Source organism: uncultured Anaerococcus sp. (assembly GCF_937934665.1).
GTDB lineage: Bacteria > Bacillota > Clostridia > Tissierellales > Peptoniphilaceae > Anaerococcus.
The window spans coordinates 1-16921 of sequence record NZ_CALGYW010000005.1 but is presented as its reverse complement, the minus strand read 5'-3'; the positions used below and the strand labels follow the sequence as shown (position 1 = coordinate 16921).

The window sequence follows — 16921 nt, the reverse complement described above, 5'->3', positions numbered from 1 at the left end:
AATTTACGTCTTATTTTGTAATAATTGTCATTGCTGTCTTAAAAAGAATTATAATATCTGTTTTAAGTGACAGATTTTCTATATATTTTAACTTAAGATCAATCTTAATTGGGAGGATTTTTTCAAGATAAATTTTTTCACTATCTTCTATAGAATCATAGTATTCAGATTCATTCCTAAATTCGATAGAGGCATAGTCAGTTATTCCAGGTCTTACTGCAAAAATTACATCATAATAATTTGGATATAAATTTACCATCTTTGGAGTCTCTGGCCTTGGACCTACCAAGGACATATCGCCCTTTAAAACATTTATAAATTGAGGAAGTTCATCTAGCTTCCACTTTCTTAGAAAGGATCCTGTCCTTGTTATCCTAGGGTCGTTTTTTACTGTCAAGTTATCAAGATTTTTATCAGCCCCCACTCTCATTGTCCTAAACTTGATTATATAAAATGGCTTTTTACCCTTAGTCAACCTCTCTTGTTTATAAAAGACAGGTCCCTTGGAATCAAATTTTATAAAAATCGCAATTACTAACATGGGTATGGCGATTATTATAAGGACTATGAGGGATATCAGGATATCAAAAAATCTTTTAAAAAATAAACTAACCCATTTTTTATTTAATTTTTCATAAATTAAATCTTCATTTATCTTTTTCACAATTATCCTCAAGTTTATTTAATCATTAGATTATTAAACTTCAATTTTATAAATAGTCTAGCCTCTTTTATTAATTAACTTCTGGCCAATTGTCAGTTGTATATGATTTGTACTGTTCATCTATCCACATGACTTCTGCGCCAATCTTTTTGGCAAAGTCCTGACCTTCTTTTAGATCTAGGATAAAAAGATAAGTTGAAATAGTATCAGCCCTAGCTATATCATCCATTATTACAGATACTGACCTCCATTTAGTTGATGGATACATGGTGTCAGGATCTATTATGTGGTGGTATCTCTTACCATCTACCATAAAGTATCTCTGATAGTCCCCACTTGTAACTACAGATGTATTTTTTAGGCTAACTACAGATGAGTATGGATTTTCCTTATCTTCTAGATTTGGATTTTGGATGGCTATCTTATAGTAGGAATTTTCACTTGCAGGATTATTTCCTATTAGTACATCATCCCCACCAACTGATAGGATACCATGCTTAAGTCCTTCTTCCTGGAGCCTATTTGCTATTATCTTTGTCGCATAACCCTTACCTATGGCTCCTATGTCTATTTGTACTTCAGGATCTTTTATAAAGACTGTTTTATTTTCCTCATCTACAACTATAGAGTCTATATCCTCATGCTGACTTGCCTCAACTAACATACTTTCTTCCGGGATAGCTGCTTTATCAGGATTATCTAGGGATATCTCCCTATAATCATGCCAAAGTCCCAAAAGTGAGCCCATGGCTATATTAATTTTGCCACCAGTTAGCTCATACATTTCTTTAGAATAATCTATAAGCTCTATTACTCTCTCATCTACTTTAACAGGTTCTTTTCCTGCATTTTCGTTTATGGTCCTAAAATTATTTACCCCATCAAAGGCATCGTAGGAGTTATATAGTTCGTGGTAGGTTTTAAGTTCATCTTTTAATACGTTTACATAGTGATCAAACTCTTTTTCATCCTTGGTGTAGGCCATAAAGGTTGTGATAGTATCAAAGTACTCATAGACCTTTACGGTATGTTTTTCTAAATCGGTATTTTCTATTTTTTGAGCAGGCTCTTTATCTTCTTCACTTAAGCCAGGTTTTTCACTTTCCTTAACCTCTGCTTCTGAAGATCCGTCCTTTACTGCTTCTAGTTTCGGTTTTTCTATATTTTCCTTTTCATTAATATTGGCACAAGCCGAAAGTGTAGCGGCCAGTGCCAAAATCATAAATAATTTTTTCATATTATTTTATTTATATTAATTGTATCCATATCCTTGTTGATAGATAGACCTTCGTTTTCTGCCCAACTTAGTAACACTCCTGCTGCAACCTTATCTCTAAAGTCGTTCCATTTACCTTCAAGTCCTAATTCATAGACTGTATCTAAAAACTCAGCACTTGGTGCGATAAATTCTGCATTTTCCATAAAGGCATCCCTATCCCTCCTATCAAGTGTTGAAATAAAGGCATCTCTTATGTCGTTATTATCAATCTCACTTGTTCCTGGCATTAGGACGTAATTTTCTACATCTTGGTCTATATCTATATAGGATTCTTCAATGTCTTCTCTTGTTTGAATCTCCTTATTTATCCTAATAAAATCAAGAGATTCTTTGTTTAACCACATATTTTTAAGATATGTGTCCTCATCTATCAAGGTCCATTTTTCAACTAACCATGATAGGTTTATTGGTTTTCTGTCTTTCATATTTCTCTTATCTTAAAGATTGCTGCTTCATATTGCCAAAGCTCTATATTAAGATTATTTCCTTTCTTAACTTCTATTTTTCTCTTTTCTTTTCTATATTCACCGTACTTCTCATCTAGAGAATTTAAAACTTCTTCGAAAACTAAGTCTTCATCGTAAGGTATTTCATAGGAGGCTTGGTAGGTATTAGCCATATTTAGGATAACTAGGTACCTATCACCATCTGCTAGCCTTTCATAAGCAAAAACAGAGTTATCGTTATCGTCTACTACCTTCCATTCAAAACCTTCCTTATCATAATCATACTTGAAAAAGGCCTTTTCGTCTTTATAAAGTTTATTTAAATCTTTAATAAATTTATTATAATTATTATGGCTTGGATATCCTAGGTAGTCCCACCTTATGCCCACACTTTCATTCCATTCTTCGAAGGTCGCTATTTCATTGCCCATAAAGTTTAAAGTCTTACCTGGATGGGTGATTTGGTAGGTCATAAGAACCTTTAACTGTTTAAACTTATCTTCATAGGACCCATTCATCTTATCTACCATGGATTTTTTAAGATGAACAACCTCATCGTGACTTAAAGGTAGGAGGAATTTCTCATTGTAATAATAATACATTGAAAAATTGATATTAGTCTGGTAATCTCTCCTATTTATAGAATCAACCTTAAAATACCTCAAGGTATCATTCATCCAGCCCATATCCCACTTGTAATCAAAGCCAAGACCACCTTCTGAAACTGGGTGGGTTACCTTTGGATAATTAGAAGAATCCTCTGCTATCCTCATTACATCAGGGTGTAGTTTTTCTAATGTTTCATTTAAGTTTTTTATAAAGAAGATGTTATCATTATGGACACCCCTGTCCTTATTGCCATTATAAAATACCATGTAGGAGACTGCATCAATCCTGATCCCGTCTAGGTGAAATTCTTCAATTAAATAGGCCATTGACGATTTCATAAAACTTCTTACGTGGCCCTTTGAGTAATCAAAGTTATTTGATCCCCACTCAGAATACTTTAGGTCCATATATTTTGATTCATACATGCTAGTTCCATCAAAATGATCTAGACCATAAAAATCAGAAGCATAGTGGACTGCTACTACATCAAGGATAACTCCTATGTCATTTTGGTGAAGAAGGTCGACAAACTTTTTAAAGTCAGATGCGCTTCCATACCTATGACTTATGGCAAAAAATCCTGTCGATTGGTAGCCCCAAGATGGGTAGAAAGGATATTCTGTTACAGGCATGATTTCAACATGGGTGTAGCCCATTTCCTTAACATGGTCAATTAACTTATCAACTATGTCTAGGAAATTTACCTTACCAGCAAATCTCATAAAAGATCCCATGTGTAGTTCATAAATATTTAGGGGCTTATCAAAATTTTTGTTCCTAGTTTTTAAAAATTTCTCATCCTTAAAAACGTAGTCATCTTCTTTTGTAATTCTTGCTGCAAAGTCACCTTCGCCATCCATAGCGTGGGCAAATGGATCAGTTTTTTCTATCCATTTCCCATCCTTAACTACTATATACTTGTAATAGTCGTTAACCTTAGCCTTGTAAAAGCCATAAAAATATCCATATTCATCGTTTTTTATAAGTCTTTCATTTTGCCAACCAGTAAAGTCTCCCTTTATATAAACTTCATCTGCATTTGGAGCATAGACCCTAAAGATATATCCATCTTCATAGGCAAGCGCTCCCCAAATCTTATGGCCAATGGTGGAGTTTCCTTCTATATAATCTTTTATTTTTGTGTAGTCTGTTGGTAAAATATTAACTTTCATAAGTATTTCCTATCATATTTTCTATATGTTTAGACAAAATTTCTATACCTTTTGTATTTTTCGCCCCTCTTGGGATAATAATGTCAGCATACTTCTTGCTTGGTTCCACGTATTTTTCATGCATGGGTTTTACTTGCTCTATATACTGGGTAAGGCAAGATTCTACTGACCTACCTCTCTCAACTGTATCTCTAAGGATTCTTCTTTTTAGTCTAATATCGCTATCAGCATCTACAAAGACCTTGGTATCTGTAAGTTCTCTTATTCTTTGATCATAAAGAACCAAAATTCCTTCTATAAGAATAATCTTCTTAGCCTTGATATTTACTGTTTTATTGCTTCTGGTGTGAATTTTATAATCATAAAGGGGCATTTCTATTTCCTCACCCCTCAATAATTTTTCTAGGTCTTTGCAAAACAGGTCAGTATCAAAGGCTTTTGGGTGGTCATAATTTAATAATTTTCTTTCTTCAAAATCTATATCATCATGGGCTCTGTAGTAGTTATCATGACCTATAACTATTAAATTATCCTTAAAGGTTTCTGCTATGGTCTTTACAATCGAAGACTTGCCAGAGGCAGAGCCACCAGCTATGGCTACGATTTTTGGCTCAATCATAAGCTTATCTCGTTTTTAATTTCTCCTTCTAGATAGGAATAAAGATTATCAAAAACTATGTCTGCCCTAATTTGCATAGCTTCTTCTGTATAGAAGGCGACATGGTTTGTTAGGATGACATTTTTGGCATTTCTTAGTGGATAATCTTCTGGAAGTGGTGGTTCCATATCAAATACGTCTATACCTGCCCTTAGTTTATCAGCATTTAACAAGCTAGCTATATAGTCATTATCAACCACAGCCCCTCTAGCACAATTTATTAAAACTGCCCCTTCCTTCATAAGATCAAGCTCTTCTTTTCCTAAGAAGTTTTTGGTTTCTTTATTATTTGGTATATGAAGAGATACTATATCTGCTTCTTTAAGAAGGGTCTTAAGGTCGACATATTCTACCCCAAGAGCTTTTATATCTTCTTTTTCTGTTCTTGAGTAGGCTATAATTTTACAATCAAAAACCTTTAATAATTCTATAAGCTTCTTACCGATATTTCCAGTGCCTATAACCCCAAAAGTCTTGCCCTTTATTAGAGAACCTAGAAGGTAATTATTTTCTTTATTAAAAATGTTTTCCCTGTTTTGATTAAACTTCCTTAAAACACTGATGGTAAGTCCTATTACAAGTTCAGCTACCGAATCATCAGAGTATCCAGATGCGTTTAAGACTTTGATATTATTTTCCTTACATGCATCTAAATCAACATGGTCAACTCCTGTAAAGGCAACGTCAATAAGTTCTAGCTTGGTATTTTCTATAACCTTTTTAGAAATTGGCTTATTAGTTATTATAGCAATATCACTATCTTTAAGTCTTTCTATTTTTTCTTCCTCATCCTTGGCACTTTCCTTATAATAAGTAAATTCATGGCCAAGTTTTTCAAGTTTTTCCTTTTGTTCCTCTATATACGATTCTTTAACTTCTAATGGATCAATGAGGCTTATCTTCATTTATATGCTCCTTTACTTAAAACTTATTTTATACCATTATACTCTAAGTATCATATTTTATAAATTTAAACTAGACTTACAGTTGAAAATTTTAAGCTCTTATGATAAATTAATATAGAGATAGAAAGGAAGAACGATGGCAGTAGCTTTAGCTTTTAAAAATGGTTTATGTATGGAGGCTATAAATTATTATTGTGATATTTTTGACCTCGAGTATCCAGAAAAATTAATTAGATACAAGGACTTTGAAAAGTTTAACTACCCTCCAGAAATTAGGGATAGGATTTATAATTCCTACCTAGAGATATATGGAAATAGGGTTTATTTATATGATGTAACCAACGATGAAACCTACGTCAAGGGAAACAACTTAAGGATTGTAATCGAAACTGATTCAGATAATCTTTATAGGGCCTATATAAATTTTGAGAAAGATTCTACCGTAAAAAGTGAGCCGCAAAGAATAAACACTAAACTTTTTACAAGTTTTGTAGATAGGTATGGTATTAGCTGGCAATTTATAGCGGAAATCAAGGACTAAAAAAGCCATGATAGAACTAAGTTTAACTTAGTTTATCCTGGCTTTTTTTCTTTGCTCTTAAGGCCCTGAAAAAACTTTGTAGTTCCCTTAGAGATTCTTCTTCCATTAGACCATAAGATATATCAGGTACATTTAAGTGGGGGCTATCTTTATCTATAAAGGATGTAGAAAAACCTCCCCTCTTTGGGTCCTTACAGGCTATAACAAGCCTTTTTATCCTAGAATGCATAATAGCACCAGCACACATAAGGCATGGTTCTAAAGATACATACATGGTACATTCCTCTAACCTGAAGTCTCCAATATTTTTACCTGCTTCTTTTAGGGCATAGATTTCGGCATGGTTTAAGGCACTTTTACCCTTATAGGTAAAATTATGTCCCCTGCCAACTATTTCATCCCCACAAACAACAACGGCCCCTATCGGGACCTCGTCAATTGATTTTGCAAGTTTGGCTTCATTTATAGCTTCTGTCATAAAAAACTTATCAGCTTTTGTAAATAAATCTTGCATATTATTTCCTTTTGGTGTACCGAAGAGGATTCGAACCTCCGACACCTGCCTTAGGAGGGCAGTGCTCTATCCAGCTGAGCTACCGATACATATAAGGCAAAAATTTTGCCTTTATCTTGCTATCAATGTCTTTAATAAAAAGTTAGCAGAATCTTCGATAGTTCTTATAACTCTTGAGAAAAGACTAGCCTTATCAAGGGCCTTTTTTGAAAATAGACCTACAGTTTCTGTTTCATCCTTATAAGAAATCTCAACTTCACCTAGATCTTCATTCTCTTTTATAGGCGCTTTTACGTCTTCTTTTATATTATACTTTATTGTAGGATTTTCGCCTTCTTTTATTATCATTTTTATATCTTTTTTGGGATAAAAATCTATATATCCTTGTTTTACGCTAATATCTTTTATAGATTTTATTGGAACATTGGTATCTAGAACTGTTCTTTGAGAAAAGTATTTAGAAACATAATAAATCAAATCGCTCATTACCATATCTCTGGTATCTTTTTGATCTGCACCCATGACAACACCGATTGCTCTAAAATCATCCTTAGCGTCAAGTTCCTTCATATCTATAGTTGTAACTAAACAATATCCAGCCTCATCAGTTGTACCTGTCTTTAGACCATCTACTCCCTTTATCTCATCCATAAGTGGAATGGTTGACTTCTTATCAATATCACGAAGAGGATCTTTAACCTCTCTAATAGCAGCGTAGTCTAAAATTTCTGGATAAGTTTTTAATATATATTGACTTAATTTAAATAAGTCTCTGGCAGAAGAAGTATTTTGATATCCATCTTCTGTTTCTATACCACTAGCATTATAATATATTTGGCTTTCTAGGTCAAGCTCTTTTGCTTTTTCATTCATCTCTCTGGCAAAACCTGCCTCTGAGACTGAAATAGTATTGGCTAAAAGATAGGCACAATCATTGCCTGATACAGCTATAAGTCCTTTAAGAAGCTCATCAACTGTATAAGTCTCACCTTCTCTAACTCCTAGGGCCGAATATTCCCTGCTTGTTAAATTTTCTGCTTCTTTATCAGCCTTAACCTTAGTATCTAAGGAAATATCGCCAGCATCAAGGGCTTCTTTGGTTAATAAAAAAGTCATAAGCTTACTTAAAGAAGCCATAGCCCTTGGCTCGTCGGCATTTTTCTCATAGTAAACCTCTCCATTTTCTTCATTGGCTATAAAGTAGGTTTTAACATTATCATCTAGACCTACTATTTTATTTTGCCCTGCTGCAAGACTTATAGGCATAAAAAAGATAAAAGCTGCCATAACTAGACTTGCTAACTTATATTTATATTTCATAATCACTCCTAGTTTAGAAAGGATTCAAGCCTTTTATAATTATTTCTTAAAAGCCTTAGAGTCCTCACATCTACTTCTCTATCATAATCAAAACCCATAAAATCTGCTTCAAGCATGCCAATTTTTCTAAAAAGCATACAAGCCTTAAAAAGACTATTGTAAATACTAATTGGATTTATATCATGGAAGGTACTTTCAAAATCATCCTTGTATTCCTTGGCAAGGGTATGGGCAAATTCGCTTCCATCCTTACCTATGTCTCTACCACCCTTATATTTATTTACCACATGGATTTTAAGCATTTTTACAAGTTCATCTCTTAAATCTTCCATCCTTATGGCGGCAGCTAGAGCATTATTTTGACTTATATAAAGGGATACTTCTATAGCCGCGGCAAAAAAGTTTTTGACTGTCTGACTAAATTCATATTCCTTAACAGATTTAAAGGTAAATTCATTATTTGGTAAAAGTACCTTTGATCCTGGTTTATTATATAAAAACTCTACATCAGCTGGCAAAGTTTTTATAAATTCTTCTGCAAGGTCGCTACTTATTATTGACTCAGAAATCTTTATATTATCCATTTTATATAAGTCTATGGTTGTATAAGAAAACTTATTTTTATCAAGTTCAACTTTTTCTTTAACCCTATTTACAAAGATTACATCGTCAAAAAGTCCCTTAAATTCTTCTTCAAGTTTAGCTATGATAATCTCACTTGCCACTGTATATATACTATAAAATTCGTCATCATTTTTTCTTTTCACATAAAAAACAGACTCTATAGCAGGATTTGTCCTTGCATAATCTTTTATTTTTTGCGAAATATCATTTCTCATCCTTACTCCAACTTTCTATAAAGTTTTTTAGCATTTTTGCTGTCAAACCCCAAATTACAGGCTTGGTGTCATAGAAAAACATTTCATTATATCCGGTTTGAAACTTATAATCCTTACCATTTGGTATCTTATCAAAGGGAAAATCTTTTGGAAAATCCATCCTATAAGGTGCCCTATAAGATATGGGAGGATTATTTATAAAAAAGTCAAGGTCAACAGTAAAAATTGACTCTACTTCCCTATTATACTTTATTTCTTCTAAATTTTTATTAATTCTACCATAAAAACTTTTTATATGCCTATAAGAAGATGTAAGAATCATAGACGAATAACCAAGGTAAGTTATATCATCTCTTTCTAAAATTAATTCTTCCATAGTCTCTCTTATGGCAGCTTCTTTAAAGTCTTCTCCTTTTTCTACCCCACCTCCTGGAAAGGAAACCTCACCAGGTTGACTAACTATGTTACTTCTTACCTCAAAAAGTATGTGGTCTTTGCTGTCTACTTCTATTAGGGGAATAAAAACAGCATATGGCTTTAATCTATCTAAAAAATCATCATCTACTTGTAAATATTTCATAGACACTCCTAATAAAATCATATATAAATATGGTGATAAAGTCAAGTAATAAGAGTATAATAAAAGAGTATTTTAGAAATATAGAAAGGAATTATTATGTTTAAAGAATTTAAGGAATTTATTGCCCGTGGCAATGTATTAGATATGGCTGTTGGTCTTATCATGGGATCTGCTTTTACAGCTATAGTTAATAGCCTTGTTGATGATTTATTAATGCCAATTATCGCAGGTTTAACTGCAGGTGTTAACTACGAAGACCTCGTTGTAAGTATTGGTGGAGCTACTCTTAAGATTGGTAATCTTATAAATGCTATTATTTCATTTATTATCATAGCTTTTGTTTTATTTTTAATCGTTAAAGCTATAAATAACTTCCATAAAGAAGAAGCAGCAGAAGAGACAGAGAAAACTTGTCCTTATTGCAAGAGCAAGATAGATATCGACGCTACTAGATGTCCAGAATGTACATCTAAGCTTGAAAATTACTCAAACTCATTAGAATAAATTTAAGGGGCTTTTGCAAATATTTAAATTTTGCAAAAGCCCTTTTTTATTTATATTTATTTGTTTTTCTTAGCTTTAATCTTTATTTATTGGATCCTTCTAGTTTTGCAAGAGCTTTTTCAGCTTGCTTTACTAGAGCTTGTGAGTCTTTTACAAGATCTTGAAGTTTTTGGGTTAATTCTTCGCCTAAGTCTGGAACTGTATCTAATAATAGTTGAGCAGCCTTAGTCATAATTTTATTGTCATATATAGCTTTCTTAAGATTTTCTTTTACACTAAGTTCCTTTTTAGGAGTTTCTTTTTTAGGTTTTTGTTCTAACGCTTTTCCATATAAGATTTTTTCTAGGCCTGCAGTAAAAAATTCGTGACTCTTTGCTACTATCTGTTCTGAAGTATACTTACCACTTGCCTCCATTTCATCCAATGTCGGACCAAAATCACTAATTACCTTTTTTATTTTTACGTGATTTTGTGATATTGTCATAATACTATCGCCTCTAGCAAAAATTTGATCTATATAATCCAACTCTTTTTTATTAAATATATTTTTATTAATGCTTTTAAATAGCATTTGTTTATTATCTTTTCTATAAGATTCTAGATTTAAAACTTCAACAGAATCTACGCTAATACCTTCTCCCTTCTCAGGAATAAAATTTACCCCTAAATATAGGTTTTTAAATACTAGACTAATATTTCTTATTTCTTCTCCTGGGAAAGAGACTACCATTTTTCCATTTTTGTCTTCTAGGCTATTACACCAAATTCTATACTTCTACTTACTAGGCCATCATTAGACCAAAAAACTCCCAAAAATTCATCAACTGGACCAAGATTTTTGGAACTTAGACCAGTAAATTCTAGAGTATTAATTTTGCTATCATAGTCGTAGGTGAAATTAGTTAGTTTTATATTATTTGTGTTTACATCTGCATAAGCTATATTTTCAATACCCAAGTTAGACTTAAGCCTATTTGCTGGAGCAGCCGCTAAACTTGAAAATATCACAGTTCCGATAAGTGCACTTGCTAATACCTTGTTTGTTTTTTCATAAAAAACTCCTCTGTTATTTTTATTTGCAAATACTTTACTTGATTATTATATTATTACAAGTCTCAATTTTGATAAATCTTCCTTATTTATATAAAGATTATCTTTCATATACATCACAAATATTTACTAAGTGGCCTCAGTGCTTTTTCTATTAACTTCACATAAAAACCCCCAAAATCTATATTTTAGATTTTAGGGGCTAAGTTTTGTTATTTTTTATCTATTCTTTACTTTTACATAATCACAGGCAGAACATTTTATTACGTCTGTCTTCCTATTTTTCTTATGGATTAATAGATTTCCACATTCTGGGCACTTTTCACCTGTTGGTTTATCCCATAGGGCATAGTCACATTTTGGATAGTTGCTACATCCGTAAAATCTCTTACCTCTTTTTGATACTCTTTCTATAATCTCTCCGTCCTTGCACTTAGGACACTTAACTCCAGTTGTTTTTATAATTGACTTGGTAAAGTCACAATCTGGAAAACCGGTACATCCTATAAATTTACCATTCCTGCCGTGCTTTATTGCAAGAGGTTTTCCGCATTTAGGACATTTTTCATCTAAGATTTTATCCTTGACCTTATAGTCAGTTGTATCTTTTTTTACTGCATCCATGTCCTTTCTAAAGTCCTTATAAAAGTCTTTTAGGACATCTTTCCAAAATACTTCATCTTCTGCTATCCTATCGAGAGCATTTTCCATTTCAGCTGTAAACTCTACGTTTATCACATCGTCAAAGTTTTCTTGCAAAAATTCATTTACTGTTTTTCCAAGTTCTGTTGGATAGATACTTCTTCCGTCAAGTTCTACGTAGTTTCTTGACATAATCTGATTTATGGTAGCAGAATAGGTTGATGGTCTACCTATACCAAATTCTTCCAAGGTTTTTACTAGGGATGCTTCTGTATATCTCGCTGGAGGATTGGTAAAGTGCTGATCTTTAGTTATTTTTTCTGCACTTATTACGTCGCCTTCCTTAAGGTCTGGTAGAATATTTTCACTATCTAGATTTCCATATAATTTATTAAAACCATCAAAAAGTGTAATCTTACCATTTGACCTAAAGATAAGGCCATTATTATCAAAATTAATTTGGGTAGATAAATATTCATAATCAGCCATTTGACTTGCTACCACCCTTGACCAAATTAATTTATAGAGCTTATATTGTTGGTCTGTTAGGTAGGTTTTAAGAGAAATTGGATCTCTAAAGATAGAGGTTGGTCTTATGGCCTCATGGGCATCTTGGCTGCCTTTTTTCTTACCTGAATAGGTATTACCGCGACCAGCATACTTGTCTCCATATTTATCCTTGATATATCTTAGAGATTCGCCTACGATTTCATTTGAAATCCTTGTAGCATCTGTTCTCATGTAGGAAATTAGACCTACTGTCCCTTCCTTACCAATATCAATTCCTTCGTAAAGTTGTTGGGCAAGTTGCATGGTAAACTTGGTAGAAAACCCAAGCCTATTTGATGCATCTTGTTGGAGGGTTGAGGTTGTGTATGGAGCATAAGGACGTCTCTTTCTTTTTGTCTTAGAAATTGATACTAGGTTAAACTTATCCTTATCAATTTTGTCTAAGACCTTGTTGGCCCCAGTTTCATTTGAAATCTTCATTTTTTTGGATTTTGAACCGTAAAACTCAGATTCAAATGAGATATTATCATACTTGTGCTTGGCAGTTATACTCCAATATTCATCTGGAACAAATTTATCAATTTCAGTCTGCCTGTCTACTATTAATTTTAGGGCAACTGATTGGACACGGCCTGCAGAAAGACCTGATTTTACTCTCTTCCACAAGATTGGACTTATCTCATAACCTACTATCCTATCCATGACCCTCCTTGCTTGTTGGGCATCTACAAGATTTTTATCAATTTTCCTAGGATTTTTCATAGCAGCTAGGACATTGTTTTTGGTTATTTCGTGAAATTCTACCCTGTTATTTTCCTTTGGATCAAGGTCTAAAAGATATTCTAAGTGCCAAGATATGGCCTCACCTTCCCTATCCGGGTCTGTTGCTAGATATACCTTGTCAGCCTTGTCAGCTTCTTTTTTTAGCTCATTAATAGTTTTAGCCCTACCCCTTACCTTGATATATTCAGGTTCAAAGTTGTTTTTTATGTCAACTCCAAACTTGCTTTTTGGCAGGTCCCTAAGGTGGCCTACAGTTGCCTTTACCTTATAGTTTCTGCCGAGCATTTTTGAAATTGACCTGGCCTTGGTAGGTGACTCAACTATTACTAGATTTTTAGCCAAAGTCTCACTCCTTTATTGTAAATTCATTATTTCCTATATTTTCAATTACATCTTTTAATTCTAAACTTGTTAAAAGAAAATTTATCACATCTATTTCAAAATCCAAATTAAGGGCCAAATCATCAGCACTTGTATTTGGATTAGTCTCAATATATCTTACTACACTAACTTCATCTTTATCAAGTGTAGAGTAGTCAATTATCTTTTTATCAGTTTTTTTGTCCAAAAGATAGTCAAGCTCTTCTAAGATGTCATCTGCACACATGATAAGCTTGGATCCATCTTGGATAAGCTTGTTGGTTCCCTTAGAATAAATAGAATTAATATTTCCAGGAATGGCAAAAACTTCCTTGCCCTGTTCAAGGGCGCACCTGGTTGTAATCATAGTTCCTGACTTTTCCTTGGCTTCTATAACTACTGTTGCAAGAGAAATCCCTGATATTATCCTATTTCTCCTAGGGAAATTATATGCTCTGGGAGGTGTTCCTAGGGGAAATTCCGATAAAATCAAACCTTCTTCTTCGATTCTTTCATACAAAAATTTATTAGCCTTGGGATAAACCTCATCAATTCCACAGCCAATAACTCCGATAGTTCTACCACCCACGTCTAAGGTCGCCTTATGACACATGGCATCAATCCCATAAGCTAGGCCAGAAACTGTTGTAAGACCTGCCATAGAAATTGAGCTTGCTAAATTTTTGCAAGCCCACTTGCCATAGTCTGTGCACTTCCTTGCTCCAACAAAGGCGATAGACTGGCTATCGGAAAGCTTATCTAAACTACCCTTATAATATAAAACAGCTGGCCTATCGTCTATGTATTTTAAATTTTCTGGGTAAGTTTCGTCAAGAATTGTCACAAAGTCTATCCCAAGCCTTGAGACTTTTTCCCTATAGACCTTAAAGTCTTCTAGGTTTTTACTATTAAAAATCTTCTCAAAGATAGAATCTTTTAGGAAGGTATAGTCTAGCCTAGTCTTTTTAAAAAAATCATCCAAAGACGTTTGCTCAAATATCTCAAGGATAGTCCTATTATTTATATTTATATAATTTAAATAAAGTAATATATCTCTCTTATTCATATCAAAAAGCATTTTCTATATAATTTATTTCTCTCGTATCTAAGTAAACTTCAGAAATATCAAAACTTATTAAAAAATCAGTCAACTTACGCTCCATAAGAAAAGCTTGGCTGGCTTTTTTTATTCTCCCTTGTTTATAAAAATCAACCGCTTCAGCTGCATAGGCAAACTTATCTGACTTACGAGTTTTCACTTCTATAAAGGATATCACTTCATCTTTTATAGCTATTATATCTATCTCTCCAAAAGATTTTAGGTAATTTCTAGATAAAATCCTATAGCCATTTTTCTCTAGGTAGGCTACTGTTAAGTCTTCCCCAAAGTCTCCTATTTCTCTTTTTCTTGTCATATAAATGATAGTTGCCTTTCGTGAAATTTTCTTAAGAAACTTTGCCTATGGATTGGAGTTTCTCCATATTTTTCAAGACCCGCGTAGTGGGCCTTGGTTCCATAGCCAAAATTTGTATCAAAACTATAGCCTGGATAGATTTTAGAAAAATTTATCATAATGTCATCCCTTCTAACCTTGGCTAAAATCGAAGCACAAGAGATTGCGTATTCGTTTAGGTCACCCTTAACTATATTTAGTTGAGGGATATCAGTATCAATCCTTTCTGCATCAATTAGGACAATATCTGGGCGAATCTCAAGGTGATTTAAGGCATTTTTCATAGCACCTAGGGTCGCTTGCCTGATATTTATCTCGTCAATTTTTTTAGAATTGGCAAACCCGTAAGAAACTGAGATAGCATCAGCAAGGATTTTTTCCTTAAGGTCCAGCATTTTTTTGCGGCTTAGTTTTTTAGAATCTGTTACTCCCTCAATATGGGAATCCTTTTTCATAATTATCGCACAAGTAACAACAGGACCTGCCAAAGGGCCCCTGCCTACCTCATCTATACCAGCTATACGGTCATATTTTTTATAAATTTCTTTTTTTATCTCGTCGTTATATTCTGAATATTTCATACAGTTTCTAAAGTTATTCTTCCAAGCTTTCCTGTCCTAAAATCATTTAGGATAATAGTTGCAGTCCTTGTATAATCAAAATCTCCGCCGGCTATTATAGCTCCACGCCTTTTAGCGATAGCTTCATAAATATCAATGGCTTCCATAGATGGGTCTACGCCGTATCTTTCATTGAGATTATCTGGATATGATTTTGCAATTTCCTTTAGAAAATAAAGGGTTAAATCTTCTATATTTACAATTTCATCCTTGATAGCATTTGTATAGGAAAGATGAAGGCCAATCCTGTCGTCAAATTTTGGCCAAAGCACACCTGGTGTATCTAAGAGTTGCAAATTAGAATTTGTCTTTATCCACTGTTTGGTTTGGGTAACACCTGGACGGTTACCAACTCTCGCACCCTTTCTCTGGGCTACGTTATTTATAAAAGTAGACTTACCAGAATTTGGTACACCAACTATCATCATCCTTATAAGAGGATTGTCAATGTCTTTTTCTGCGTGTTTTTTAAACTTATCTGTCAAAACTTCCTTAGCCATATCATAGATTTTGCCTACATTTATTCTCTCTTTAGAATTCATAGGAATGGCTAAGATTCCCTCATTTTTAAACTTGTTTATCCATCTTTGGTTTTCCTTAAGATCTGCCAAATCAGATTTATTCATAATAATCATCCTTGGCTTATCTTTTATAATATCATCAAGCATAGGATTTCTCGAAGATTCTGGAATCCTCGCATCTATAATTTCTAAAACTATGTCAACCAGCTTTAGGTTTTTCTCAATTTCCTCCTTGGTCTTTTTCATATGACCAGGATACCAATTTATATTAAGTGCCATAATTAACCTCTTTTCTATAATATTATATCAAACTTAAGATAAATAAAAAAATATATATTAAAACACCACAGGTATATGGCATTATTGTACCATTTCCCTGTGGTTATTTTTTATTATTTAAACCTGCCTACTTCTTCAGTTTTCATATCTTTAATTTCTATTATTTTTCCGTAATACTTGCTATAGTCAATATCTCGCCTGTGAGAAATTGAGACTATAGTCTTATCAAGATTTGCAAGAATCTCTTCAATATCCCTTGCCATCTTAAGATCAAGGGCAGAAGTTGCCTCATCTATTAAGATAATTGGGTTATCCTTATACAGGGCCCTAGCTATTTCAATTCTTTGCATCTCGCCACCAGATAAGTTAGATCCTGCATCCTTAATTACGGTGTTATAACCATCTTCAAGATTTTCTATCAAAGAAGAAAGACCAGACCTATTTATAGCATCATTAATCTTTTTATAATCAATTTCACTGCCATCTTCAAAAAGAACAATATTTGCCAAAATAGAATCCCTAAAGATCATTGGTTTTTGAGCCACAATTGAAATTTTTTCGTAAATTTCCTCGCGGCTAATGTTTTTAATATTTTTACCTGTAATAAAAATATTTCCATCACTTGGCCTAAGTTCCTTGGTTATCAATTTAAAAATGGTAGACTTGCCTGT

20 protein-coding genes and 1 tRNA gene are annotated in these 16921 nt (G+C 33.3%); 2 read left to right on the top strand and 19 right to left on the bottom strand.

The genetic code is table 11. The features are described 5' to 3' along the window. Positions 1-10: 10 nt before the first annotated feature. The 6 genes from Q0410_RS00170 to Q0410_RS00145 form a co-directional block, all read right to left on the bottom strand. Positions 11-664 (bottom strand): sugar transferase, encoded by a 654-nt coding sequence (locus tag Q0410_RS00170; RefSeq protein WP_299031400.1) that lies wholly within the window; start codon positions 662-664, stop codon positions 11-13. 70 nt (positions 665-734) lie between these two features. Further along, positions 735-1901 (bottom strand): FAD:protein FMN transferase, encoded by a 1167-nt coding sequence (locus tag Q0410_RS00165; RefSeq protein WP_299031397.1) that lies wholly within the window; start codon positions 1899-1901, stop codon positions 735-737. Then, on the bottom strand, positions 1898-2368 hold the full coding sequence (locus Q0410_RS00160; RefSeq protein ID WP_299031394.1) for a UPF0158 family protein: 471 nt from the start codon (positions 2366-2368) through the stop codon (positions 1898-1900). Before Q0410_RS00160 ends, Q0410_RS00165 begins: the two co-directional genes overlap by 4 nt. Further along, positions 2365-4170, bottom strand: a complete 1806-nt coding sequence (gene glgB / locus Q0410_RS00155) for a 1,4-alpha-glucan branching protein GlgB (protein WP_299031391.1) — start codon at positions 4168-4170, stop codon at positions 2365-2367. The genes Q0410_RS00160 and glgB overlap by 4 nt, the downstream gene beginning before the upstream one ends. Next, positions 4160-4789: a uridine kinase gene (gene udk, locus Q0410_RS00150; RefSeq protein ID WP_299031389.1), complete on the bottom strand. Its 630-nt coding sequence runs from the start codon at positions 4787-4789 to the stop codon at positions 4160-4162. Before udk ends, glgB begins: the two co-directional genes overlap by 11 nt. Then, the gene (locus tag Q0410_RS00145) at positions 4786-5733 is read right to left on the bottom strand and encodes an NAD(P)-dependent oxidoreductase (protein WP_299031386.1); all 948 of its coding nucleotides are present in this window, start codon (positions 5731-5733) and stop codon (positions 4786-4788) included. Before Q0410_RS00145 ends, udk begins: the two co-directional genes overlap by 4 nt. 136 nt (positions 5734-5869) lie before the next feature. On the opposite strand from Q0410_RS00145, the gene Q0410_RS00140 reads away from it, so the two are divergent. Then, the gene (locus Q0410_RS00140) at positions 5870-6274 is read left to right on the top strand and encodes a hypothetical protein (protein ID WP_299031383.1); all 405 of its coding nucleotides are present in this window, start codon (positions 5870-5872) and stop codon (positions 6272-6274) included. Between the two features lie 22 nt (positions 6275-6296). Here Q0410_RS00140 and Q0410_RS00135 read toward each other — a convergent pair whose 3' ends face one another. The 5 genes from Q0410_RS00135 to Q0410_RS00115 all read right to left on the bottom strand — a co-directional run bounded on the left by Q0410_RS00135 (position 6297) and on the right by Q0410_RS00115 (position 9527). Then, positions 6297-6788 (bottom strand): nucleoside deaminase, encoded by a 492-nt coding sequence (locus tag Q0410_RS00135; RefSeq protein ID WP_299031380.1) that lies wholly within the window; start codon positions 6786-6788, stop codon positions 6297-6299. Between the two features lie 12 nt (positions 6789-6800). After that, positions 6801-6877: transfer RNA gene (locus tag Q0410_RS00130), tRNA-Arg, on the bottom strand. 22 nt (positions 6878-6899) lie between these two features. Further along, a complete protein-coding gene (locus Q0410_RS00125) occupies positions 6900-8108 on the bottom strand; it encodes a D-alanyl-D-alanine carboxypeptidase family protein (protein ID WP_299031377.1) in 1209 nt (402 codons plus the stop codon). A gap of 8 nt (positions 8109-8116) precedes the next feature. Continuing rightward, positions 8117-8947, bottom strand: coding sequence for an aminoglycoside 6-adenylyltransferase (locus Q0410_RS00120; protein WP_299031374.1), 831 nt, complete (start codon positions 8945-8947; stop codon positions 8117-8119). Continuing rightward, the gene (locus tag Q0410_RS00115) at positions 8937-9527 is read right to left on the bottom strand and encodes a CoA pyrophosphatase (protein WP_299031371.1); all 591 of its coding nucleotides are present in this window, start codon (positions 9525-9527) and stop codon (positions 8937-8939) included. The genes Q0410_RS00120 and Q0410_RS00115 overlap by 11 nt, the downstream gene beginning before the upstream one ends. Positions 9528-9623: 96 nt before the next feature. On the opposite strand from Q0410_RS00115, the gene mscL reads away from it, so the two are divergent. Then, the gene (gene mscL, locus Q0410_RS00110) at positions 9624-10031 is read left to right on the top strand and encodes a large conductance mechanosensitive channel protein MscL (RefSeq protein ID WP_299031368.1); all 408 of its coding nucleotides are present in this window, start codon (positions 9624-9626) and stop codon (positions 10029-10031) included. An 82-nt stretch (positions 10032-10113) separates the two neighbouring features. Here mscL and Q0410_RS00105 read toward each other — a convergent pair whose 3' ends face one another. The 8 genes from Q0410_RS00105 to Q0410_RS00070 all read right to left on the bottom strand — a co-directional run. Continuing rightward, positions 10114-10761, bottom strand: coding sequence for a hypothetical protein (locus Q0410_RS00105; protein WP_299031365.1), 648 nt, complete (start codon positions 10759-10761; stop codon positions 10114-10116). A gap of 17 nt (positions 10762-10778) precedes the next feature. Beyond that, the gene (locus tag Q0410_RS00100) at positions 10779-11039 is read right to left on the bottom strand and encodes a hypothetical protein (RefSeq protein WP_299031362.1); all 261 of its coding nucleotides are present in this window, start codon (positions 11037-11039) and stop codon (positions 10779-10781) included. A 261-nt stretch (positions 11040-11300) separates the two neighbouring features. Further along, positions 11301-13358, bottom strand: coding sequence for a type I DNA topoisomerase (gene topA / locus Q0410_RS00095; RefSeq protein ID WP_299031359.1), 2058 nt, complete (start codon positions 13356-13358; stop codon positions 11301-11303). A gap of 4 nt (positions 13359-13362) precedes the next feature. Continuing rightward, entirely contained in the window at positions 13363-14454 is a 1092-nt protein-coding gene (gene dprA / locus Q0410_RS00090) for a DNA-processing protein DprA (protein ID WP_299031355.1), read from the bottom strand. Continuing rightward, positions 14444-14791, bottom strand: coding sequence for a YraN family protein (locus tag Q0410_RS00085; RefSeq protein WP_299031353.1), 348 nt, complete (start codon positions 14789-14791; stop codon positions 14444-14446). The genes dprA and Q0410_RS00085 overlap by 11 nt, the downstream gene beginning before the upstream one ends. Then, positions 14788-15411, bottom strand: a complete 624-nt coding sequence (locus Q0410_RS00080; RefSeq protein WP_299031350.1) for a ribonuclease HII — start codon at positions 15409-15411, stop codon at positions 14788-14790. The genes Q0410_RS00085 and Q0410_RS00080 overlap by 4 nt, the downstream gene beginning before the upstream one ends. Continuing rightward, positions 15408-16250, bottom strand: coding sequence for a ribosome biogenesis GTPase YlqF (gene ylqF, locus Q0410_RS00075; protein ID WP_299031347.1), 843 nt, complete (start codon positions 16248-16250; stop codon positions 15408-15410). Before ylqF ends, Q0410_RS00080 begins: the two co-directional genes overlap by 4 nt. 113 nt (positions 16251-16363) lie before the next feature. Beyond that, positions 16364-16921, bottom strand: a 558-nt coding sequence (locus tag Q0410_RS00070) for an ABC transporter ATP-binding protein (protein WP_299031344.1), incomplete at its 5' end; no start/stop codon positions are given.